30 protein-coding genes are annotated in these 21,438 nt (G+C 52.5%); 15 read left to right on the top strand and 15 right to left on the bottom strand.

Annotated features, from left to right (window positions below):
- Positions 1-44: 44 nt before the first annotated feature.
- From AB5Y91_RS15805 to AB5Y91_RS15790, 4 genes are all read right to left on the bottom strand, one after another.
- Positions 45-1,097: a RecT family recombinase gene (locus tag AB5Y91_RS15805; protein WP_368170238.1), complete on the bottom strand. Its 1,053-nt coding sequence runs from the start codon at positions 1,095-1,097 to the stop codon at positions 45-47.
- Entirely contained in the window at positions 1,094-2,764 is a 1,671-nt protein-coding gene (locus AB5Y91_RS15800) for a PD-(D/E)XK nuclease-like domain-containing protein (protein WP_368170237.1), read from the bottom strand. Before AB5Y91_RS15800 ends, AB5Y91_RS15805 begins: the two co-directional genes overlap by 4 nt.
- A gap of 14 nt (positions 2,765-2,778) precedes the next feature.
- Positions 2,779-3,054 (bottom strand): DNA-binding transcriptional regulator, encoded by a 276-nt coding sequence (locus AB5Y91_RS15795; RefSeq protein ID WP_033129966.1) that lies wholly within the window; start codon positions 3,052-3,054, stop codon positions 2,779-2,781.
- A 301-nt stretch (positions 3,055-3,355) separates the two neighbouring features.
- Positions 3,356-3,613: a hypothetical protein gene (locus AB5Y91_RS15790; protein WP_368170236.1), complete on the bottom strand. Its 258-nt coding sequence runs from the start codon at positions 3,611-3,613 to the stop codon at positions 3,356-3,358.
- Here AB5Y91_RS15790 and AB5Y91_RS15785 point away from each other — a divergent pair.
- The gene (locus AB5Y91_RS15785) at positions 3,612-3,833 is read left to right on the top strand and encodes a hypothetical protein (protein WP_368170235.1); all 222 of its coding nucleotides are present in this window, start codon (positions 3,612-3,614) and stop codon (positions 3,831-3,833) included. The two genes, AB5Y91_RS15790 and AB5Y91_RS15785, sit on opposite strands and share 2 nt — an antisense overlap.
- Position 3,834: 1 nt before the next feature.
- On the opposite strand, the gene AB5Y91_RS15780 is transcribed toward AB5Y91_RS15785, so the two are convergent.
- From AB5Y91_RS15780 to AB5Y91_RS15770, 3 genes are all read right to left on the bottom strand, one after another.
- On the bottom strand, positions 3,835-4,080 hold the full coding sequence (locus AB5Y91_RS15780; protein WP_368170234.1) for a hypothetical protein: 246 nt from the start codon (positions 4,078-4,080) through the stop codon (positions 3,835-3,837).
- Between the two features lie 299 nt (positions 4,081-4,379).
- Positions 4,380-4,559 carry a hypothetical protein gene (locus tag AB5Y91_RS15775; RefSeq protein ID WP_135319755.1) on the bottom strand — a complete coding sequence of 60 codons (180 nt, stop codon included), beginning with the start codon at positions 4,557-4,559 and terminating at the stop codon, positions 4,380-4,382.
- Positions 4,560-4,786: 227 nt separating this feature from the next.
- The gene (locus AB5Y91_RS15770; RefSeq protein ID WP_289982625.1) at positions 4,787-5,362 is read right to left on the bottom strand and encodes a helix-turn-helix transcriptional regulator; all 576 of its coding nucleotides are present in this window, start codon (positions 5,360-5,362) and stop codon (positions 4,787-4,789) included.
- Between the two features lie 168 nt (positions 5,363-5,530).
- On the opposite strand from AB5Y91_RS15770, the gene AB5Y91_RS15765 reads away from it, so the two are divergent.
- From AB5Y91_RS15765 to AB5Y91_RS15740, 6 genes are all read left to right on the top strand, one after another.
- On the top strand, positions 5,531-5,746 hold the full coding sequence (locus tag AB5Y91_RS15765) for a Cro/CI family transcriptional regulator (protein WP_289982623.1): 216 nt from the start codon (positions 5,531-5,533) through the stop codon (positions 5,744-5,746).
- 38 nt (positions 5,747-5,784) lie between these two features.
- The gene (locus AB5Y91_RS15760; protein WP_368170233.1) at positions 5,785-6,174 is read left to right on the top strand and encodes a hypothetical protein; all 390 of its coding nucleotides are present in this window, start codon (positions 5,785-5,787) and stop codon (positions 6,172-6,174) included.
- Between the two features lie 3 nt (positions 6,175-6,177).
- Positions 6,178-6,396: a hypothetical protein gene (locus tag AB5Y91_RS15755; protein WP_368170232.1), complete on the top strand. Its 219-nt coding sequence runs from the start codon at positions 6,178-6,180 to the stop codon at positions 6,394-6,396.
- 123 nt (positions 6,397-6,519) lie between these two features.
- Positions 6,520-6,891 carry an HNH endonuclease gene (locus tag AB5Y91_RS15750; protein WP_368170231.1) on the top strand — a complete coding sequence of 124 codons (372 nt, stop codon included), beginning with the start codon at positions 6,520-6,522 and terminating at the stop codon, positions 6,889-6,891.
- The gene (locus AB5Y91_RS15745) at positions 6,888-7,703 is read left to right on the top strand and encodes a helix-turn-helix domain-containing protein (protein ID WP_368170230.1); all 816 of its coding nucleotides are present in this window, start codon (positions 6,888-6,890) and stop codon (positions 7,701-7,703) included. The genes AB5Y91_RS15750 and AB5Y91_RS15745 overlap by 4 nt, the downstream gene beginning before the upstream one ends.
- Complete coding sequence (locus AB5Y91_RS15740; protein WP_368170229.1) at positions 7,681-8,169, top strand: hypothetical protein; 489 nt, start codon at positions 7,681-7,683, stop codon at positions 8,167-8,169. The genes AB5Y91_RS15745 and AB5Y91_RS15740 overlap by 23 nt, the downstream gene beginning before the upstream one ends.
- Before the next feature lie 183 nt (positions 8,170-8,352).
- Here AB5Y91_RS15740 and AB5Y91_RS15735 read toward each other — a convergent pair whose 3' ends face one another.
- The 3 genes from AB5Y91_RS15735 to AB5Y91_RS15725 form a co-directional block, all read right to left on the bottom strand.
- Positions 8,353-10,095, bottom strand: coding sequence for an AIPR family protein (locus AB5Y91_RS15735; protein ID WP_368170228.1), 1,743 nt, complete (start codon positions 10,093-10,095; stop codon positions 8,353-8,355).
- Between the two features lie 319 nt (positions 10,096-10,414).
- Positions 10,415-11,152, bottom strand: a complete 738-nt coding sequence (locus AB5Y91_RS15730; RefSeq protein WP_216987021.1) for an endonuclease NucS domain-containing protein — start codon at positions 11,150-11,152, stop codon at positions 10,415-10,417.
- Between the two features lie 298 nt (positions 11,153-11,450).
- Complete coding sequence (locus tag AB5Y91_RS15725; RefSeq protein ID WP_368170227.1) at positions 11,451-12,398, bottom strand: HNH endonuclease; 948 nt, start codon at positions 12,396-12,398, stop codon at positions 11,451-11,453.
- 296 nt (positions 12,399-12,694) lie between these two features.
- Between AB5Y91_RS15725 and AB5Y91_RS15720 the strand changes: the two genes are divergently transcribed.
- Positions 12,695-13,765: a hypothetical protein gene (locus AB5Y91_RS15720; protein WP_368170226.1), complete on the top strand. Its 1,071-nt coding sequence runs from the start codon at positions 12,695-12,697 to the stop codon at positions 13,763-13,765.
- A 137-nt stretch (positions 13,766-13,902) separates the two neighbouring features.
- Here the strand turns inward: AB5Y91_RS15720 and AB5Y91_RS15715 are convergent, their stop codons facing one another.
- The gene (locus AB5Y91_RS15715) at positions 13,903-14,289 is read right to left on the bottom strand and encodes a hypothetical protein (RefSeq protein WP_368170225.1); all 387 of its coding nucleotides are present in this window, start codon (positions 14,287-14,289) and stop codon (positions 13,903-13,905) included.
- A 312-nt stretch (positions 14,290-14,601) separates the two neighbouring features.
- Here AB5Y91_RS15715 and AB5Y91_RS15710 point away from each other — a divergent pair, with 312 nt between their 5' ends.
- Genes AB5Y91_RS15710 through AB5Y91_RS15680 form a run of 7 tightly spaced genes read left to right on the top strand, consistent with a single transcriptional unit; the run spans position 14,602 to position 18,269 of the window.
- Positions 14,602-15,210 (top strand): Rha family transcriptional regulator, encoded by a 609-nt coding sequence (locus tag AB5Y91_RS15710; protein ID WP_368170224.1) that lies wholly within the window; start codon positions 14,602-14,604, stop codon positions 15,208-15,210.
- Entirely contained in the window at positions 15,207-15,647 is a 441-nt protein-coding gene (locus tag AB5Y91_RS15705; RefSeq protein ID WP_368170223.1) for a recombination protein NinB, read from the top strand. Before AB5Y91_RS15710 ends, AB5Y91_RS15705 begins: the two co-directional genes overlap by 4 nt.
- Entirely contained in the window at positions 15,644-15,961 is a 318-nt protein-coding gene (locus tag AB5Y91_RS15700; protein ID WP_368170222.1) for a Ref family recombination enhancement nuclease, read from the top strand. The genes AB5Y91_RS15705 and AB5Y91_RS15700 overlap by 4 nt, the downstream gene beginning before the upstream one ends.
- On the top strand, positions 15,958-16,383 hold the full coding sequence (locus AB5Y91_RS15695; RefSeq protein WP_368170221.1) for a hypothetical protein: 426 nt from the start codon (positions 15,958-15,960) through the stop codon (positions 16,381-16,383). The genes AB5Y91_RS15700 and AB5Y91_RS15695 overlap by 4 nt, the downstream gene beginning before the upstream one ends.
- The gene (locus AB5Y91_RS15690; protein ID WP_368170220.1) at positions 16,380-17,144 is read left to right on the top strand and encodes a phage antirepressor KilAC domain-containing protein; all 765 of its coding nucleotides are present in this window, start codon (positions 16,380-16,382) and stop codon (positions 17,142-17,144) included. Before AB5Y91_RS15695 ends, AB5Y91_RS15690 begins: the two co-directional genes overlap by 4 nt.
- A gap of 21 nt (positions 17,145-17,165) precedes the next feature.
- Positions 17,166-17,864, top strand: a complete 699-nt coding sequence (locus AB5Y91_RS15685; RefSeq protein ID WP_368170219.1) for a TIGR02642 family protein — start codon at positions 17,166-17,168, stop codon at positions 17,862-17,864.
- 54 nt (positions 17,865-17,918) lie between these two features.
- A complete protein-coding gene (locus tag AB5Y91_RS15680; RefSeq protein ID WP_368170218.1) occupies positions 17,919-18,269 on the top strand; it encodes a hypothetical protein in 351 nt (116 codons plus the stop codon).
- 181 nt (positions 18,270-18,450) lie between these two features.
- Here the strand turns inward: AB5Y91_RS15680 and AB5Y91_RS15675 are convergent, their stop codons facing one another.
- From AB5Y91_RS15675 to AB5Y91_RS15660, 4 genes are all read right to left on the bottom strand, one after another.
- Complete coding sequence (locus tag AB5Y91_RS15675; RefSeq protein ID WP_368170217.1) at positions 18,451-19,353, bottom strand: flagellin; 903 nt, start codon at positions 19,351-19,353, stop codon at positions 18,451-18,453.
- 191 nt (positions 19,354-19,544) lie between these two features.
- Positions 19,545-19,697 carry a DUF4113 domain-containing protein gene (locus tag AB5Y91_RS15670; protein WP_368170216.1) on the bottom strand — a complete coding sequence of 51 codons (153 nt, stop codon included), beginning with the start codon at positions 19,695-19,697 and terminating at the stop codon, positions 19,545-19,547.
- 179 nt (positions 19,698-19,876) lie between these two features.
- Positions 19,877-20,209 carry a hypothetical protein gene (locus tag AB5Y91_RS15665; protein ID WP_368170215.1) on the bottom strand — a complete coding sequence of 111 codons (333 nt, stop codon included), beginning with the start codon at positions 20,207-20,209 and terminating at the stop codon, positions 19,877-19,879.
- Positions 20,206-21,368 (bottom strand): IS3 family transposase gene (locus AB5Y91_RS15660; protein WP_158196725.1). Its coding sequence is split into 2 segments (ribosomal slippage): positions 20,206-21,113 and positions 21,113-21,368, totalling 1,164 coding nucleotides; the frame shifts between segments, so codons are not numbered across the junction. The genes AB5Y91_RS15665 and AB5Y91_RS15660 overlap by 4 nt, the downstream gene beginning before the upstream one ends.
- Between the last annotated feature and the right edge of the window lie 70 nt (positions 21,369-21,438).

Raw genomic sequence — 21,438 nt, 5'->3', positions numbered from 1 at the left:
CGGAAATTGAAAGCCCCGTTGGTGGTGGGGCTTGATTTGGTCGTTTACGCTGCTTTCCTGGTCGTGAGGCCAAGGCGATCAACGTTTTTCTGGTAAATGGCTGATGCGGACTTCTTCTGCTCATTTGTGAGGCGGGGTCCTAGCGCACTGACCTCGCTGACCAGGGTTTTCATTTCTGAACCAGACTGGGCGTGATCCATTTTGAACAGGATCTCGGCGAGCTGGTCTTCTGCTTCGAAGTCCTTCGGGTCGCTGTGTTCATCAGCATTCAGGACGGCCTCAACAACTGGATCACTTCCCGCGGCGACAACTTGAGCCTCCCCTTCGATCACCTGACCACCTTGTTGTTGGGCACGCCGTTCCGCAGCCTTCCGTGCGAGCTCTGCTTTTGCGTCGGAGCCATCTTGCGGGTTGTTACTTGGAGGCGTTACATCGATCTCCTCCAACTCATCGACTGAGTAAACCCCCAGGATCACGTCTGGGGTGTAGAGCCTTGCCCAGCGCTTGACTCCCAGATAGGCAAGCTGCTGCTTAGGGTCATCAGCCCAAAGGGTGGAGTTTCGGGTGCGAGCCTGCTGGAGCAACAGGGTCACCTCACGAGCTTGACCGCTGGAAAGGTGCGCAATGACTTTGACACCGCAGCCGGACTCATCAGCAAAGGTCCAATCTGGTACTCGATACTCGACGGGCTTCCCATCTTTCTCTTTTCGGATCACCTTGAATTTGCCGATCACACGTTCCCATGGCCCAAAGAACTCGTAGTCAAAGCGCCCCTTAATCGCACCGGAGTTGACCACCACGGCGTTGACCAACTGGGCTTCATAACCGAGCGTGCCATTGACTAGGTGGGTCTTCTGCGCCACGGGGAAGGGGTTCATCCCCCATTGGATTGCCTGCAGGCAGATTGCGAAGCAGTCAGCTTGGTTACCTCGCAGGTGCTGGGGAACGGTTGTCTTACCGCTGGCCATCATTGAGGCCATTTTGTCGATACTAGCCATGAAATCGACGTTCATCATCAGGCTAAGCATGTTGGCTTGCCCACGTTCATTGGCCAACACGGGGTTGGCTTCTTGGGTTGCTACTTGGTTATTCATCATGCTGCCTCGCTACCGAAGAGGTTGTCAGGAAGGGCATCAAGCGGCCGCTCAACGTCAGTGACTTGTGTGAGCGTGATACCACTCTCGTCTTCATTGAGGGTGTTGCGTTCGGCGTTGGCCTGGAACGAGGGGACGACAATCTCACCCATGCCATCGTGACCCGGCCAGTAGTTGTCTTGGCTCCAACGGACCACGTTACGCACTGCCATGTTGCGCAACTCCAGCGCACGGCGCTGGTCGTCCTGACCGTAGTAGTAGACGCCTACCAGAATGGGCTTGAACACATCGCGGCCCAGGGGACCATCTTTCTCAACGGCGATGAAAACGAAGCTGGGCTTGTGGCCAGTCAGGGTTTCATAGCCATCGGAGTAGTGGGCATCCTGCACGTGATAGTTGTGGGAGCTACCATCTCGGGCGAACCCGCTGGGGCTGGCGTTGCGCACGAACTTGAGGTCAACCAGAACGTGATCGGGACGCATCCAGTCTGGGCGGCACTTGAGTAGGGCTTTGGTTTCGGAGTGATGCCAGTAGAGACTGGACTCTGCAACTCCTTCATCCAGCAGCACAGCAGCTTCGGGATGAGCCAAGACGGCCTCTCGATAGCGGAGGGCGTGCTGATACTCGTTGGCCGTCAACACCTCGCGTCCGCCGGCCTCTTGCATGAATTGCTCTTTGAGCTCATCGAGGAACACAGCATCAGGGTTGAAAGTTCGGATACGCTCGGCCATTTCAGCCTTGGTGCCATTCAAGGGGAGTGGGCTAGGCAGGGCATTGATATGTGCTGCCTGCTCCGCCTGCTGGATGCCCAGCAGGGCGTAGTTCTCGAGCACTGCTTGATAACCGCCAGACGTTTTGATGGGTTTTGGCAGGCTGTCGTTGTAAGCCTTGATACAGGCTTTGAGCGCTGCGCCAGTGCGCTTGTCATCTTCGCCCAGGGTCTGGAATGCTTCTGGCAGCAGCTCATAGGCCGCCTCGTGCTCACCCACTCCTTTTCCTGCATCAATGGGCTTTGGCAGCTTGCTGTTGTGTTCCTCGATAGCCTGGACCAGTTCCTCGATGGCAGGTTTCTGCTCGAGGCTCTCGTTGTATTCCTGAATGACGGCCTTCATCTGTTCGGCTCCAGCCAGGGCATGAGCAGGCCACTCAGGCTCAACGATGAACTCGCTGTTGAAGTCATCGAACTCAAGCACGATCTTATGCAGGATCTTGCCCTCACGCAGGGCTGCAGTTTGCTTCTGGTCGTTGCCTTCAACCTGGTAATAGTGGTAGTGCTGGCCAGACACCAAAGCCCAATCTATGCCGCTCTTGGATAATCCAGGCCCACCGTGGTAGGCATCGCCGGGGATTCCGGGGTAAATGCCAGGGCCTGCCGGCTCGAACTTGGTGACAACGGCCTCGGCGATCAGGGTTTTCTGGTTGGAGTTTTCCATGGTTGGTCCTCGTTTGTTAAATAGTGTGTCCATGGCAGCCAGCGCCTTATCCAGAGCGATTGCTTTGGCGTGGTCCATGCGCGCCTTGGATTCGGTGATGATGCGAAATTGACGCAGGTTGATGATGTGAAGCGGAGTGGGTGGGCCAACGAGCTCCGGTTCTGGGGCGTTGCTTGTTACTGCTTGTTCAGGCTCAGGCCCTCGCTCGGAATAACGGTGTTCGATGCCTAGGTGCATTGCTAAGGCTCCCTTTAAGCCGCAGCTGCTGGCTCCGCTTTCTGGCCAGTCATCAGCCAAGCGAAGTGGGCGGAAAGCTCGGGGTGCTGCGCTATCAACAGCAGGGTGCCGCCGCTGATTTCCCGGTAGTTCAGCTCGTAGTTTTTGAGCGTGGTGGGTGGAATGCCCAACATGTCGGCGAACTTCGGCCGGCTGAGGCCTAGGTGTTCACGCAACTGGCGCAGGCGCTTGCGGCAAGCATCATTGAGCGGGGGGATGGTCAGGTTGCTTTGGTCGGTACGCTTTTTCATGGTCTGGGTCCTGTGGTGGTTATCCGAAGGCGGCCACGGCTACACCAGAGCCACCTTCGGATACCGGCTCGCAAGCCGGCACCCTGTCACCTTCCTGCCCCACATTCCGGATTGAACGGGTTAGCGGGGATCTGCCGGGCCAGCAGATTGCGTGCGGTGACGGCCCAATCCAGGTTGTTAAAGAGCATGCTCAGCCGAATTTGGCGTGAGCGAAGCCAAAGCATCCTTGCGGTGCTTGAGAAAGAGGCTTTGGCTACGGCGCTATGAGGGAAGCGCCAGACCCGGATTCAGTGAGTGAGGCCTATGTGTAGGCAGCACCTGGGATGGGGTATTGCTGTTCAAGTTCATTTTCTTTGGGATCAACGTTGCAAAGCTCGCCTTCCCAAGATGCAATTTTTTCCAGACGGTTTAGTAATGTTGGCCTGATCTCATTTAGGTCTGATGCGCCTTCGATTTTGTGTATAACCGCATTCAGACCCATGAATACACGCTGTTTGGGAGTGTAAAACACGATGAAAGAACGTCCTTCAGTTGGCCCTGGTGACTGGATCACTGTCATGCCTGGCTCGATCGATTGTGTTGTTTGCTCTGTCTTTGCCACCGGAACGTCCCCCTATGATTGTGAAGTCGTAAAGAACCCTAAAAAGCCTGGAAATGTGGAGGTCGTTTGGAAAGATGGCGCCTGGTATTTCCATGACCCTGATGATTTCGGTGGCTATGCAGAGCGGTATTCACGCCTGGCTCCTTTTGTTGCGAAATTGCAGTCCGGCCGTCGCTGAATCAGACCGCGTTGCGATGGAACTCTGCCCGCCAGTGGAGGAGGGCGCTGTGCTTATTGATGCCAGCTATGCGCTTCTGGGCAGCACGGGCGGCGACGATGTGGTGCTGCTCGGTGGCCATCATGGCCAAGTGCAGGCGCTGCTTGATGAGCCGACGACGGGCGGCGTTGCCGTTCAGTCGGTCGGCGATGGCTGCAATCATCTGGTCGGCGCGATGCGCGGCTCTGGAAAAAATGCGCTTGGTCATGGTACATTTGCTCCTGTTGACGGGTTGGTCCTCGTTAACTCCCTTCCTAGCTTTGGCTTGGATGGGTCCTTATTGCTGGGGTTGGTCCCCTGGCAGTATCTGACCGGGTGGTACCCGGTCCTTCGAAGCCCGCCTTGTGCGGGCTTTGTCGTTCTTACGCGCTGGTCAGGCGCTTCACTTCTGCCCTGGTTAAGGGGCTGGGTCCTGATTGCTGGTTGTCGATGATGCGTCTCAACCGGGTGAGCACTGAGCCAATGCTCATGCGGTTGGGTGCTCCCGCTCTCGGCGGGAGCGACTGATTAAGCAGCTGCCTGCAGGCTGGCTGCCCGGGCCCGGTGTTCCTTACCCGCCTCGGTCTTGACGGTGTAGAACAGACCACCACCGCGGCGTTTGCCGAGGTCAGTGATGTCGGTGATCACGGCCGGCACGGTGACGCGGGTCCGGGGGTTGGTGTACTGCACAGGGTCATTGATTTTCATGGTTGGTCCTCTGGTCTGGTTCAAGGTTGTTTTGTATTGCGTCTCTCGAGTCACCATCAGGTCGTTCTCGATAGTTGACGGAAATGATTGTTATCGATCGGGAACGATTGGTCAATACACGATCGTGAATTTTTCAAATAAAAAAAGCCCCGCCTAGTGGCGGGGCTTCTTGAGCAGGGTTCGCAGGCGGCCATTGGCCGTGGATTAGCGGGTCACTGGGCGATGGATTAGCCTCTACGCTCTACCATCCTACCAAGGATGATCACATCTTTAGCGGAGATGACTGGAAGGCGTTCATCATCAACACCAAAGGCCCATCCCTCTATGGCTGGTATAGCCCTAAGAAGCTTGGCTTGGTTAGCTCGACTTAATTGCACTAGCAGCACGGCATCGGCTTCTATCGCGTTAACCCCGAGATCGATCACACAAACATCACCTTGCACGATACCTTGCTTGGATAGCTGGTCGTTTGGCGCTTCAACCCCAATAAGCGCACCAGGCATCTCGGTGAGAAGCATCCGGTCTGAGCTTACGAGAGGTAGTGAGTCAGTTGGGTGTTGCAGCACCTCATCGATGGTGAACACTGGTATTCGATAAACGCTATTCACCAAGTCGCTGACCACCTCAATAGACGGGCGGCCGGTGTACAGCTCAATAGGATCTACTGACAGAGCCTTTGCAAGACCGAATAAAGTGGAAACCCGAACGTCTTTCAGAGGGTTGCTCAGAAGGTTCGATACCAGGGATTTGGATATACCAGCCCTCCTGGCTATCTCAGAGACGCCAAGACCTTGCTGTTCCATTCTCGCTCTGACTCGTTCGTTAAATGAAGGTTTCATGTCGCCCGCTGCAAGTTACCGATTATGAACAAATTTTATGATGCATGGTGTTCTCATTGGTTGTTGAATGTTGGATTGTTAGTGGTTACGATAGTGAACGATTGCCAATGACCTATACCAAGGACCCGACCAATGAAGAAACGCGAAGTGATTGAGTATTTCGGCAACATGGCCCGTGCAATGAAAGCCATCGGCATTTCCCGCAGCCTCGCTGTGAAGTGGGGCGATGTGATCCCGGCACAGCATGCAGTCAGCTTTGTCATCGCAAGCAACGGCGAGCTGCGTCTGGGCTTCGAGGATTACCCCCTGAACAAGGACCAAGACCATTCCGCTCAACAGGCCGCCTGACCACCGGCCTGAGTCAAAACCACTAGAGGACCAACACAATGGGACGACCAGCTCTGTCTGATCACGAAAAAATGGATTCTGTTTCACCACTTCGCGTGCGCGGCAACCCGGCACAGCGCCGAGTGTGGCAAGAGGTAGGGGCCGAACTGCAGATGACAGAAACCGCATTTGCCCGCACCTCGCTGCTGATCCTGCTTAAGGCCATATCTCAACATGAGCCGCAAATCCTGGCGAGAGCCGTCAAACGGGCCAATCTGAGCCTTGTCGAGAAGGGATACCCGCCCGTAACCGTCGAGGAGATCCTGGATGGCTCTGGCCTACCTGAACGTGGCCTGCTCCAGTTCAGCCAGGAAGACGAGGCCACCTACAACGAGGAGCGCCCACTGCGTCCCCTGCAAAAACTCATCAACTTCGTCCTCGGGAGGTAATCCATGACCACGCAACTCCGTCCGCCGCGTCCGACATCCCTGCATGTCAGCGTTCGGGACAACATCATCCTGAAATCGGTCATGCATGAGCTGGCCCTGGCCCTCGATGAGCCGCTGATTTCGACTGCCCACGCCGCCGGTACCGACCGCCAGGCCGTTCGCCTGGCCCGCGAGCTTGAGGCCCGCTCCCTTGAACATGCCGAGAACCAGCCTAGCGCCTAATTACTTTGGCCCGACTCACCACCGGGCTTTACAAACCAGGACCCATTCAATGACCAAATCAACCATGGCCCATGGGGCCGACCTATTGCGCCATTCCTCACCGCTCAAGCAGGGGGTGGAGGCATGAGCAACGTCTACAGCAAAACCAAAAGAGCCAAGATCTTCTCCATGTTTGGAGGGAACTGTGCGTATTGCGGCGACCAGATCATGATAGAGACATTTCACGTAGAGCATGTGGTACCCAAGTCGAGTGGCGGCACGAATGAATATTTTAATCTGAAGCCATCCTGTGAAGGGTGTAACCGCACAAAACGGACATGGTCTATCGAAGATTTCAGGATCCGCCTTGCAGTCAAGCAAGCGACCAACGGGATCAGCTTTAACGCTGCACAGATCGAATTGCTGAAAGCTACGGGATGCCTTGACTTGCTGGGGGTCAATCAAAACCTGCAGTTCTATTTTGAGACAATGAAGAAAGTTGAGGGACAAGAATGAACATCAACTTTCTTGACCGCCCAATTGCGTTCCATCGCCCGTTTGTGACCATCACCGGTTCAGTCACTGCAGCTCTGTTTCTGTCCCAGGCAATCTATTGGGCAAAGCGCTGTAAAGCACATGAAGATGGTTGCTTCTGGTTCTACAAGACACAGGCTGACTGGGAAGAAGAGACCGGTTTAACCCGCTATGAGCAGGAAGGTGCGCGCAAGGCTTTACGCAATTTAGGGGTTCTTAAAGAAAAGCGGATTGGGTTACCGGCGAAGCTATATTTTTGCATCGATTTGGCCGCACTTGAAGCCGCCTTGAACACCACTGATTTCTTGCAACCTAGTATGCGGAAATCCAGCAAACAGGCTAGTGGAAAACCAGCGGACACTGCTGCTGGAAACCAGCAATCTATTACAGAGATTACTACAGAGACTACAGCAGAGATCCAAGATCCCCCTTTGGTCCCCCAGGGGGAAAAACGCCCTAGCAGCGAAACGCCACGACGAGGTACACGCTTGCCGAATGACTGGGTGCTCCCTGGCGAGTGGGGGAGGTGGGCTGTCCAGGAGACAGGGCTCCCCAGGGAGCGGATCCTGCTGGAGGCGGCCACGTTCGCGGATTACTGGCAGGCGCTGCCCGGCGCCAAGGCCGTCAAGCTGGACTGGGAGAAGACTTGGCGTAACTGGATACGCCGGGCAGCCAGTTCGTTCCGTACCACTGCGCAGCGCAAGCCACTGGAGAACCTACAGGCGGCCCAGCAGGCCGCTAAGGCACTCAGGGAGTCGGGGAGGGGGGTCTATGACGACAGCACTCCGCTCTGACGAGGCGACGGCCATGAGCGCACCAGGGGACGCGCTGCAGGTCAGTGCCCGCATGTCGGTGTTCCTAGCCGAGGAGCTGCTGCCGCTGATGGCAGGACTTTGGCCAGCTAGTGCAAACCAGCTTGACAGCAATGCCCGCGGCGTGGCGCTTGCCTGGGGAAGTGTGCTCAAGGGATTCAATGCGCAGCAAATCCGCGAGGCTGTGCTGCAGCTTGGGGAGGATGCCGAGCGGCAGTTTGCACCGCGGCCGGCGGAGGTGAGGGCTGTGATTGTGAAGGTTGCTCCAGCTACCACGGTTGCCCAGGGAGGCCCCTGTATATCGATTAGGGCATGCGAGGTGATTGCCGAAGCGCGGGTGTTTCAGAAGGAACGAGCAGTACCTGCCGATGCTGTGGCTTGGGAGATGGAGCTGGTGTTGGCCGAGAAGGCTCGCCAGGGGGTTACTGTGACGGGGAAAGTAATCTGAGAGCTCAGGGTAGAGGCACGGCACAGCTCGGAGTTCTACCAGGAGACAGGGTTGTGGGGGACAGGCCTCAAGGCGCTGTTTAAGGGGGGGGGAAAGGCACCGGCCTGAGGCCGGTGATAACTGGAACTGTACAAGTAATAAAGGAGTCATAAAGGCTCCTTATACAGTATTTATTATGGTTCGTTATGCAGGTTGATTTCCACCACTTTTCTTTAGTAAACCTTTATTAAACTCCTCAACCATGGTTTCAGTTCTAATGAAATCTCGAATTTTCTCTCGCGTACTTATGCTATTTTTAAATAGAATATCCTCAAGCTTTACGGCGACCTCTTCAATATGCGCTATAAACTTCTCATTATCATTTAAAATGACAAAAACTTTATCTTTCACTGCTCTCTGACTTTTTGGGGGCGCCTCAAGCAAAGTTGGGAGCTTCCAATGTTTTTTTACTAGTGCATATAATATGTAAAATCTAAATATTCCACGCGACCTTTCGATCTTGGATGTTCTCAAAAGAAAATCAAACTTATATAATGCCAAGGCAGCAATGTGATATAATTCAACATTGTGATTTTTAGAGAATATTCTATCTCTAAACTCTTTTCTAATACCTCTGTGGTCTCTTGCAGCTCTATGTGGTTGGAAGAAGAACATGGCTGCAGCCACCTTCATTAAGTCAGAGGGGCGAAGAATTCTTGTGCGTTCAACAGAAACATCACGATATTGGTTGTCTCGCCTCTCTATAAATATTCTATCTTCACTACTTTGAGCTGCACAGTATTCTTCCAAATCTTTCATGAATGGTAATAGAGCCCAGAATTGGTCTTCTCTAACTTCATTTTGGCGATTTGTTCCGATAATAATGCTGGAAATGAACTCTGTATTGCTGCAGCCTATTAACCGAAGAGGGACAGATATTTTATCCACATTAGCGCTGATGTGTGAAAGAATAGTTGTTGTTTGGCATCCATTGACAATCTGGTAATCTTCTAAATTAAAAACATCCCCTTTTCTATCTATGCTTTTTGATACAACAGTAATCCCATTGTTTTTAAACACAAAAGACTCATGGCCTCCTGCTTCCAACTCTGCAATTATTGATTTATTAATCTCAGAGTCTGGGTTGAAATCTCTTACGTTATCATAAAAAATTGACCGATTGATATGTCTATTGCCAAAAAGATCTGGCTCACCAAATGCAATTTTTAAAATCTCTGATGCTGGTACATAACCAATATATGCCTCATCCACACTTTCGTGAATAGGCATTGTTATTGCTTTTTGGAAATTTATACTTGCAGATGTGGAGTTTGTTGCTGAGCGAAATCCATTTTGTATAACTTTAGCACCAACGCACTCAATATGTATGCTACTAAAAATATTCAACTCATTTAGACGGATTCTATTGGTATGAATAAGCTGATTAATCAGTTCTGAAATAATACCTGTGCCAGTGGTGCAGTAATAACATTTCAGTGCAGGACTCGTTTTGGCAGCAGCATTATATATTTCATCTTTTACATCAAACAGGCTTTCTACCTGATCACCTTTTATCATTTTTTGATCTGTAAAAAAATCATATACAGCATCAAGAAATTTTGAAATTTCACCGTAATCAAGATTGTCTGAAGTTTTTGATTGATAGAAATGAAATTCAGAGGAGTGGTTCTTTCCTATGGAAAGGACTTCAGCAGCCTCATCAACATCAGTACAGAGCTTGCCTTGAATGGATATAGCAACACCATCAATCCCAAATTCATCACCTTTTAGGTGAGCCTTAAAAGGGTCAATATTTTCACCGAGAACACCGTTTTCTATTGAGAATATTGACATTACTTCAAAAAGCTCTGAATCATTCATTTCTTCATGCGGATTCATTTCCCTAAAGGTCTTTATTTGAGCTCTTATTATTGGGTTGATAGCCATACATTTCTCTTGTTTTTGTTGATGTGAAGATAAAACCTCTAATTCGGTTAACCATATACCCACGCACCTACATTGCTGCGTTTGACCGGTGAACCGATAACAGTTCCTTGTCATGGGTAGGCCTTGCATGGAGCTTGGGTACCGTGCGGAAATCGTATCTCAAACGGTGCTGGTTGTTGAGTGAAAAGAAGGGGGATTTGAGAGGGGATCACAGATTTTGTGTGGGCTGCAGGGGTAGAGTGAGTGGGAGACAAGTACCCACTCAGGGTATGAAGCGTAAAGCTCGCACGAGGGGGCTGCCCTGAAACTCTTGGAACGATTACGATACCTTCGTAACGGCAACTGACAACGCGTACTCATAGAGTGATACAGAGGGGACCTCTGAACAGGCAAGCTTGAGGTCTTCACTGATCTGCTTGGCAATGATTATCCCACGCACTGTCTGTCCCGGTTCGGCATGGTTCTTCTTGATCCAGCTGACATAACGCAGCAGCTGACCGACTACACGGTCATAACCCTTCGATACCTTGAGTTCTATCACGACATAGTTGCCTGAACCATCCACAGCCAGCAAGTCGATGAAGCGGCCGCCCACAGGGAACTCTAGGCCGGTGATCCCTTCGTCCATATAGAGTTTTAGTGAGGGTTCAATGATGTGCAGATTCTTGGCTAAGTAGTCCCTCAGGTCATGTTCGTAGGCAAACTCGCTGGAGCCCTCGAGCGGTGTGTCCACGGGGGATTCATCGACAACCGGGGTGAGAAGGGTTATAGGCGTTGGGTCTCTGCCAGGTTCGTACAGGCGATAATTCGAGGTGTCGATTTTGAAGAATAGATCGTCTGTACCGTCAGTTCTCGGGCTGTACTGCAAACGAGTAGGGACGTTTATAGATTGCCTGATTAGATGGGCTGCAACGGTGCCTTGCTTTACGTTCGGATAGTGTTCTTTGAACCATTGGATTGCTTGCTCTCGGAGGAAAGGGACTCCGGGTTGCAGGCCCATGGAAACGATCATATCGTGCATCAATAAACGTACTGGCTTTTCGTTCAATGTCGCCATTTAGGATTTTCCACTTCTATCGAGGGGAGGGGCTTAGAGAAGATAAGTAGATCGGAGTAGCTACCGCCCTTAGGTTTCAGCCCCTAGATGCTGATTTTTACCTGTGATCAGATGACAGTTCCTTGTCATAGGTAGGCCTTGCATGGAGCTTGGGTACCGTGCGGAAATCGTATCTCAAACGATGCCAGTTGTTGAGTGAAAAGAAGGGGGATTTGAAAGGGGATCACAGATTCACAGGGGAGGGCTGCTGAGGACGTTAGTGGAGCAGGGATGAAGCCCTGCTCCTGGGCGGGGAGCTCTAAGCAGAGAGAGCCGGCTCAGCCCTGAAAATCTCGTCACGGTGATAGGCGAGGTATGCAGCTTGCTTAGAGTTGAACGGGCGGACGTTCAGGGGCAGCTCAACGCCCCACTGCTGCAGCGCCTGCTCGATGCTGGGCTCGGCACACAGCAGGTCGCCAGAGTCAGTGAAGGTAATCCAGCCCCGGTCGAACAGCTTATCGATGTGAGGGGAGAGCAGCAGGCCGTTGTTGCCATCCAGGCGCTCGGCATTGTTGTCACATTTAGACCAGGGCTTGATGTGGCTGGCAAAGAGCAGGGCCTTGTTGGTAACGCCGGTGACACGGCAAGCAGGCTCAATCGCCTCGAGGTTACTGCGGAAGAGGCCCTGGCCAATGCGAGCCTTGATGACCTGCAGCTTCTCTGTGACTTCCAGGGTTGAGGCCTTGATGTCCGCTTCGATGGCATCACCTTCCAGTTCGGCCTGGTGCTGCTCGATGTTATCGACAAAGTCGGGGTTCACGCGGTTGGCCAGTGAGAGCAGCAGGTTGCCCAGCTCGTTGCTGATGCCGGCAAGGTAGCAGCTCTGATTCCCATTACCGTTGGGCTGCAAAGGTGAGTTCTTCAAGGGGAGGAGGGGAGCAATCAACTCCAGGTGGTCCTTCGGGCGGATGGGCTTCTCCAGCAGCTCCCAGTCGATGCGGACCTCCCAGCCAGTATCGGACCAGGAATCGCCGGCACTGCCGAATTCAGAGGGCTTGGATTTCTCGCTGCAAGGGGCAGCAACCAGGCCAATGGCCTTGATAAGCCCGCCGGCGTAGGAGATAACAACATCCCCCGGCCGGGTCAGCGTGAGGTTGATGTAGGTCTGGTTCTTCCTGCCGTCGCGATTCGTCTTGGGCGACCAGATGTAGCCGCCCCCAACTTCTGCACCGTACGTTTGCTTATGGTTTACCCACCAGAATGCCACTGTATTCCCCTCGAGACTGCTGACCACGGATAGAGGGCCTCATGATAACTCGAATGGTTATGCTGGTTGCAATCCTCATGCTGTTACTTAAGTGGTGCCCTCTGTACGCAGAGTGGAGATAACTGGTATTGTTCTGTCTTCAGTATGCTGCTGATTGGTAAGAGTTATATGCTGCTTTTCTTGTGTCGAAGTTCTAGGCGCTTCGATGTAGTGAATTACGCTAGAGTCCAACCATGTGAGCTGCATTCACTGCGATGAATGAAAAAATATAATAGTGAGTTTTAAAGGGGATAAATATGGGTTTTTTGTTCAGGTTATGGTTTTATGCGACTGCACTTGGCTTAATCGTATATGTGCCAACTTATTTTTTTGCAAATGATGAGGTGGATGCAATACAAGAGTTTACGCCAAAGGAATTAATGCATTATACCGGCATGATAACGCGTGATTACGATGCGTTTGAAAAAGTTTTGGAAGGTATGGGGGTTGACACGTCTAAATCAATTGTTGACGCTCTCGATGATAATAAGCATTTCTCTAATGTTGATGTGAATTATGTTGAAGGTGAAGAGGTAAGTAATGTGCCACCTTACCTCAAGGTTATTGCTATTACAGCCAAATTAAATGATGATGTTGATTTTAAACTTTCTTTCATAGTCAGCCCTAAGCATTTTTTGAGAAGTTGGTCGCAAGTTACTAATGTTGCCTCTTTGGAGATTTCGCGAAATGGAAGAGGTGTGGAGTTATTCCCAAACTCAGAAGCGGAAAAAGCACTTTTTAGCTTGTTATCATCTGATAATGCTATAAGTAGTTCGAGTGTGGAGTATTTGCTTGAACAGTTACCAGAAGAAAGTGAGCAAACTGAGACTGTGACATTGGATTCTATGAAAGGCTTGAAAGGTGATGATTTTAATAAAGCATTCAACCAATACTTGAATCAACCATCCGATACTGACTCAGAGATTAGCGCCGATTCTTCAGATTCTTCGTCAAGCAGTTCTTCTGCTATTCAAAATAATGAGCAGAGTGCCACTGAGCCCATGATGTCTGATACTACCCTGCCATTTATTGGTAAGCGTGCATTTAATTTTGACGGTGGGTCTGGGACTGAGGAAATTGTTACCATTCATGATAATGGTCGCACGGTGATTGAAGGCTGTGGCACTGCTGATGCATTGTTTGATGATACTGAACCCTCATGTACCGTTTTTTATGATGGGGCATTTTCATCGGTGATAAAGACTGAGTTCGATTTTTATCGAATCACTCGAGAAGCAGTCATTAAGGTGGATGCTGATGGCAATCGGTTAGCTGATTGTGAAGAAAAGGGTATGAATTGTATTTCCACCCTGTACAGCATCGAATAGGGCGTTTGGAGTGCTTGAAATGGGATTTGATTTCCCTGATGAGCACCCATTTCCATGCTTGGCATGCGGTATTTTTGCCGCATGCCTTAACATCCATTAAATTATAAATGTTGGTTTGATGACATCTGGTTATCCATTCACCCTTTATCATTGCTTATAAGGTGCTTTATTTTTTCCTCTATCAATGCTTCCTGTACAACCCAAATTCTTGGTGCTGCATAACCAGCAATAATGGATAGCGCAACAATTTTAGCAACAGTAGATATGTTTTGTTGGATCGAGCCAAGAAAATATAGAGATATAACCAACCCTAATATTGCCCCAAGTAAACAGCGCAAGGACAGCCAAATACCTCGTTTCTCCTGGAGTTTTTTTGAAGCAATGTCCGCATTATTTTCATCCTTTGGCGAGTTTGTCGGATCAATTGAATCCATTATCGCAAATGCAAAACTCCCTATCACACCGCCAAATGGGCAAAGCAGTAATAGTGCTAAGTCAAAATTTGTCATCCCTAACAGCCCCACCTTCTTCTCCTTTTGAAGAGCGATACCTCTATTGCGTTCAACTGAGCGCTACTAGTCATGGAAAGGATAAGCCTAGCGATTGGAGGCTTCAATAGAAAACTATCTCAAAATAGCACGTATTGTTGAGAAACATGAGCACGGGTTTCCGGAGCAGTAAAAACCAATCTTTGTAGTCAGGCTAGTTGATCAAGGCTGTGGATTAAATATCGAAGCCGGTTGTTTCTGGTGCGTGACAGAAATTCTCAACAGTGGGTACCATTGCCAATGCCGGACCTAGACCACCCGGCTTTGAGTAACCAAAGGACCCATACCATGACCAAATCACATACCCGAGATCTATCTGCAGCACGCCCACGCGGCTGCGGCAGTATCCACAGAATCAAGCCTATCGCCCCTCAGTACAGCCCCGAGCAGGTCGAGCTGTTCAAGAAGCTGGTGAGTGCCCAGGATGGTGAGGTGTTCACCACTTCCCGCCTAGTCGCCGAGCTGTTTGAGAAGGAGCATCGCAACGTACTGCGAGCTATCCGCTTGCTCGAATGTGACGAGGAATTTACGGCGCTCAATTATGAGCTGACTGATTTCATTGATAAAAATGGCGATTCCAGACCCGAGTACCTGATCTCGAAAGACGGCATGGTGTTCTTGGTCATGGGATTTACTGGCAAAAAGGCTGCCCAGTTCAAACTGCTCTACATCCGAGCGTTCAACTGGATGATGGAACAACTCCAGGAGAATCAGGAGCTGCAGCATCTCCTGCACGACTTTGCTAGGCGGGAGGCTCTATCTGTCTCCAAAGGCTCTTTCCATGGACAGGGGCTGGCCCAGCGACGCATAGAGAAACGAACGCTGGGTCTAGAACAAGCCCAGCTCAAGGCGCGAGCACAGCTTTCCCTTGTACTGACAGGGACTGATGCGGCATGAGCTCCTATCCCAAATATTTCCTCCGCAGCCCTGAAATCCGGTCCCGTGCATGCCAGTTGGTCGCTGGCCTGCCGGTTGACAAGGACAAGCCGCTGGTCATCGAGATCAAGGAGATGACCCGGAGCCTGGCCCAGAACTCAATGCTCTGGGCATGCCTCACTGACATCGCCGAGCAGGTGGTCTGGCACGGCCGCAAGCTCGCCAAGGAGGACTGGAAGCACGTTCTTTCCGCTGCCCTGTACCAGCAGGACGTTGTGCCGAATATCGACGGCAACGGCTTCGTGGTGCTTGGCAAGTCCACCTCCAAGATGACCGTGCGCGAGATGCGCGACCTCATCGAGCTGGCCCAGGCCTTCGGTGCCCAGCAGGGCGTGAAGTTCGGGGATGAATCTCGTCGCGGCTTCGACTGGGTGGCCGCCTACGGGAGGGCTGCATGAGCAAGACCAAGGCTGATAAGCAGCATCTCTCCGACGTCGCTTCCCTGGGCTGTGTTGCATGTCGCAATGCAGGCCTGGGGCCGAGCCCTAGTGAAATTCACCATGTGCGCTCTGGCGCTGGGATGGCGCAGCGTGCCGCTCACACCCGGGTGCTGCCACTTTGCCCGAGGCATCATCGAGCCTGCTACCCCACAGGGTTCCACGCCGCCCCGCGTTCCTGGCAGCAAGAGCACGGCAGCGAGGAGACCCTGCTGGAGCAGGTGGCCCAGGAAGTCGCTGAACTGCGCAAGAACACCATCGGGAGGGCGGCATGATCCACCTCACCGCTCTGGATGCGACCCGGCTGCTGGGTAACAGCCCCAAGGTCAGGAGCGCAGCCAATCAAGTGCGTAAGGCTCAACAAGTCACCACTCTGCGCGACAAGGTGCTGGCCCAACTGGCCGGCTTCCCTGATCCCGTCACTGAGCTGCTGTTTCACCCCAAGCGCAAATGGCGATTCGACTTCGCCTGGCCCACCCGCATGATCGCCCTTGAGGTCCACGGTGGGATCCATTCCGGCGGCCGGCACACCAGGGGGAGGGGGTTCGTAGAGGACCGAGCCAAGATGAACGAGGCCACCCTGCTCGGGTGGACCGTGCTGGAAGTTACCCCGGAACACATCAAGACCAGCCAGCTGCGCGCCTGGCTGCTGAAAGCATTTGAACAGACCAATAACCAACCAAGGACCCGACCATGACCAACTTGATTAGCAAAGCCTTTGAAGGCCATAGCATCCGTATCGTCACCGATGAGCAGGGAGAGCCCTGGTTCGTTGCTGCGGATGTGGCTTCCGCTCTTGGCTATACAGATACCGACCAAGCCATTCGCCGTCACTGCAAGGCTGCAAAAACCTGCCCCGTCGAAACGACGGGGCAGGTCAGACACCTATCCGCAATCCCAGAGCGCGATGTGTATCGTCTGATCATGCGCTCTAAGCTCGAGAGCGCTGAACGTTTTGAAGAATGGGTAGTGGGTGAGGTTTTGCCCAGCATTCGAAAGAATGGAGGCTATATCGTTGGCCAAGAGCAAGACACCCCTGAACTGATCATGGCGAAGGCGCTGATGGTGGCCCAGTCCGTTATTGAGCGCAAAACCGTGGAGCTACAGAGAGCTCAAGAACAAATCGCCATTCAGGCTCCAAAGGCCGATTTTGCCGATCGGGTGGCCGGAGCTGATAAGGGAGTTCTTCTCGGCAACTTTGCCAAGGCTGCTGGTATTGGCCCCAAGAAGATTTTCACCATCCTGCGTGAGATGCAGATCTTGATGAAGGGGGGCAACCGCCACAACCTGCCTTACCAGCAGTATCTTGACCAAGGCTACTTCGAGGTCATCGAAAAACCCTATGAGATAAACGGCGAGACCCGTCTTGCCTTCTCCCCAACGATTACCGGCAAAGGGCAGCAGTGGTTGACCCACAAGCTCCTTACCGCCGGCCATCTGCAGGCTCGTGCTGCCTAACCATCCAGAGGAGGACTGAACATGAGTAATGCATTGGAAATGGTTCTGCGCCTGTTTTCACCGAAAGGAGCGCTCCACGAGCCATCCTCCGGTAATGCCAGCAGCCTGGGCCGCGATGAGTTTCTTGGTGCCCTGCAGGTCGCAGCCAAGAGCAATCCCCAGGGGTACCAGTATCTGATGGCTGATCACCTTATGGATGAGCAAGCCATTCAGGGGTTGCTGACTCACTTCTGCGCAACCCTGGGTGATGACGAGGTCGGCTGTATGGCCATGGCTATCCTTCTGCGCCGCCCATTGCCAGAGCAGTTGGACCGGTTGGTGCCGTCGCACCCGCACTATGACAAGGAGCGCCGCCGGGCTGCCGTGGTGATGGAGAAGGCCAAGCGGGCTCACCGTGCTGGCAATGACCATGAGTACCAGCGCCTGCTGGGTGAGCGTAATGGGATCTTGTCCCTGGCCCACGACCATTGCGTCGCCGAGATGCTTCGGTCAGGGCGTTGCCCGCACTGCAATGGTACCGGGAGCCGCCCGCGCAAGGGTGACGATTGCCCCAAGTGCCACGGCACTGGCCGGGTTGTGCCACATGTAGAGCTAGTGTCGCGCCGGTTCGGGCACGAGATGCGGCAGGCTGTAGAGTGTGCTGTTGATGAGGTGCTCCACCAGGCGTCAGACCTGTCAAAGCTCATGGAACGGCAGGTGAGGGAGATGCGGGCTGCTTGAGCAAACCCCCACCGTGATGCTATGAGTTGTATCTGCATTGGCTCATGGATGAGGATGATGGAAGAAAGTAAGCTGAAACCTTTCGCTCTTCAGATCGCCGGTTGGGGGCTGCTCCACGGCGATTTCTTTGACTTTCACGAGGTGGCTGAATGGCTGGGCATCCCTGCTGAGGTTGCTCGCGAGGCGGTCGTCTATCTCCGGTCACTCCGCTATGTGGACACGCTGGCGGAGTCGAGAAGCTGTAAGCGTGAGGTGGGCAAGAGAAGCTCAAAGCGAGTGTTTGTAAAGGTCCTGGCGATCCACCCCGAACCGCCTCAAGGTTCACAATCTTTCAAACTCAATGTCCTGCGCTCAAAGCTGGCCCGCCTTTCCAAGGCTATGCCTTCACCTCGGGGAGCTCGCTGAGGCGTGTGGGGTGTGGGACTGCTAACGGATATCGAGTCTTTTTCGAAGTAGCCTGAACGAGAGTGAGCGGGTGCGTGGATTGTTCCCGCTCGACCAAATCGTGCTGGAGGTGTGAGCGGGTTCCATGAACAACTGGGCATTTTGGGGAGGCGTAGGCTTTTATTGCCGATTTTTCTTTCTATTAACTCTGTAGCAGGGAGAGTGCAGACTGGGGCCGCTTATTAGCCTGGGACAGGATAGACGAGGCAGCCTGTTGCAAAATGTTTTGCTTGGTCAGATTTGCGGTTTCCACCGCGAAGTCAGCGTCTCTGATACGGGAACGAGCAGAGTTTACGTTTTCCGACACGTTTGCTTGGTTGCGGATAACCGAATCGAAACGGTTTTGTACAGCACCAAGTTCGGCGCGCTTGCTGTCAACCACCTCGATATAATAATCCAGATTGGCCATTGCCAAGAGTGACGCAGGTTTGGACTGAATGCTGCTCAAGTAGGCTGGGACGCCAGGCCCATTTAGATGATTCACCGTATAAGTACCATCGGCGGCATTGTACGATATCGTGGCATGCCCGGTAGTTACAAATGCCATTTGGTATAGATTAAAGGAATTGTTTATATCAAAGTTGATCGTCTGGCCCGCATCGGCCCCTACCTGAAAAGCTCCTGAATATCCTCCATTTAACAACTTCTGGCCGCCAAAGGTGGTGTCCTCTGCTATTCGAGCAATCTCGGATTTCAATTCATCAAACTCTTTCTGCAGGGCGCCACGATCATTAATGCTGGTGGTGCCATTGAGAGACTGTTGTGCCAAGGTGCGCATGCGCTGCAACATGTTGCCAATCTCTTCCATCGCGCCTTCGGCGGTCTGAGCTACCGAAATGCCATCATTGGCATTACGGATACCCTGATCCAAGCCATTGACTTGGGAGGTCAGACGGTTGGCGATCTGTAGGCCAGCGGCATCGTCTTTTGCGCTATTGATACGTAGTCCTGAGGCAAGACGAGTGTATGACGTATCCAGCGACTTAGTAATGCTACTAAGATTTCGCTGTGCGTTAAGCGATGAGCCATTAGTGTTGATAAACATGGCTTATTTTTATCTCCCGAGCCTTTTAATTTTCTTTGTTTTTGTCAGGCGTTCCGACTTATCCGGCACTTTTCCTACAGAACCTGCACCAGGATGCCTTCGTCTTGCTGCTTCTTATGTCGGCCAGGATGCGCTTTCCTTAAGAAAAAATAGTCCCACTTGAGCCATAAAGTTGAAAGCATTGAGTAGGGCTATGCCTTAACCTCGGGGAGCTCGCTGATACAGGTGGTGTAACGCGGGCTGAGTTGCTCCCGTTTCATCATCCATTCCCGCGTATCTCGGCCCCGGGCCGCGAAGTAGACCTTCCCCAACCGCCTCTGGTTGATCTTGCCGATGACCTGCATAAGTGTCTCGCTGCGCTGGGAATGCTGCTCGTGGGTGAAGAGGTAAGTTTTAGTTAGTGAATGTTGATTTGTGCTGGTGGCTTAGTATGACGGCTGAAAAGCCAAAACTGGTTAAATGTTGGAAGGAAGGAGTTAGATAGTGCACCTTACGGGTAAATACCCGTGACAATTGGACATCATTAGGTATCTCCCATCTGTCGTTTCAACTGCTCTAGTTGAGCCATGAGGTCTTCGTTACTTAATTTGCATTCTTTGTTGAGATCCTGTTGTGCTTGTTTTTTCTCTTCTTGTGTGTACTTCTCATCAATAGTAACTAAAACACTTTCTCCAAAACCCTTCCTGAGCCGTTGTTTGAGTTCCTCGACCTTCTCTGGGTCTGGGTTGATAACCCGTTCATTCTTCTTCCCTTTAGATAAAATGTTGAATCCAGTAACCATACCTCCTAGTGCAGCTATCCCAGCTGCGAAGAGGAGTGCTTCGCCGACTTTGGATCCCTTGTCTGTAGTGGTCAACTAAAACCGGACACTTGGTTAGGCCGATCCTCGGCTTTTGCTGGCGCGATCCCGTCATTGTGTTGATGTGGACGCCGCCAGTTGTAGTAATCCATCAGGTAATAGCTGATATCCCGCTTCGCCTCCCGCAGGTTCATATATCCCGTTGTCGGGAGCCACTCTGACTTCAGGCTCCTGAACAGCCGCTCCATCGGCGCGTTATCCCAGCAGTTGCCACGCCGACTCATGCTCTGGGTCATGCGATAGCGCCACAGTCGTTGCCGAAATGCCCGACTGCCATATTGGCTGCCCTGGTCGGAGTGAAACAGCACACCGGATGGGCAACCCCGCTGCTGATAGGCCATCTCCAGTGCTTTGATGGCCAGCTCTGCATCAGGCTTGTCAGACATCGCCCAGCCCACGACCCGCCGGGTATGCAGGTCGAGCACTGCGGCCAGGTAATACCAACGACCCGCGGCCCAGACATAGGTGATATCGCCACACCACACCTGATTGGGTTGCTGGACATCAAATTCACGGGCCAGCAGATTGGGAATATCCGGTCGCTCAGACCGGGCGACCTGATAGCGATGAGCGCCCGGTTGCTTGGATACCAGACCGGCTTCTTTCATCAGACTGCGCACTTTGAATCGGCCAATCTGATGCCCCAGCTCTCGCATCATCGACATCAAGGCGCGGCTGCCCGCTGAGTTCCGGCTTTCTTTGAACAAACGGCGCAACTCGCTGCGTTGCTGCATCCGCTCACGGTTAATCGTCCGCTTGCGGGCCAGATAGTCGTAAAAACAGGATGTTGGAACATCGAAAGCGCAGCAGAGCAGAGTGATGGGGGCTTGCTCTCTTAATCGGTCTATCAGCGCGTACGAGTGAACTCGTCCGTCATCAAGAGAGCCGTAGCCTTTTTTAGAATGTCCTTTTCGCGCTCGAGCCGGTTGATGCGGGCTTCCAGCTCCTGGATTTTCTGCTGCTCCGGGGTCAGCGCTTTGCCGATAGGGGTGGTGCCGGTTCGTTCAGATTGAAGCTGCTGAACCCATCGGCGAAGTATGGTTTCACCGACATCCAGTGAACGGCTGGCTTCGGGGACAGAGTATCCCTGGTCGAGCACCAGGGATGCGGCTTCGAGTTTGAATTCAGCAGTAAATGAGCGACGTAATCTTGTCATTGAACACCTCAAGTCATGGTGGCGACTGTACCACCTAAAACGGTGTCCGGGATGATTAGACCACTACAGT

Origin of the sequence: Aeromonas sp. R4-3, from assembly GCF_040908275.1 — a bacterium.
In the GTDB taxonomy this organism is placed as follows: Bacteria; Pseudomonadota; Gammaproteobacteria; order Enterobacterales; family Aeromonadaceae; genus Aeromonas; species Aeromonas rivipollensis.
This window is presented reverse-complemented; position numbering and strand designations above follow the sequence as displayed.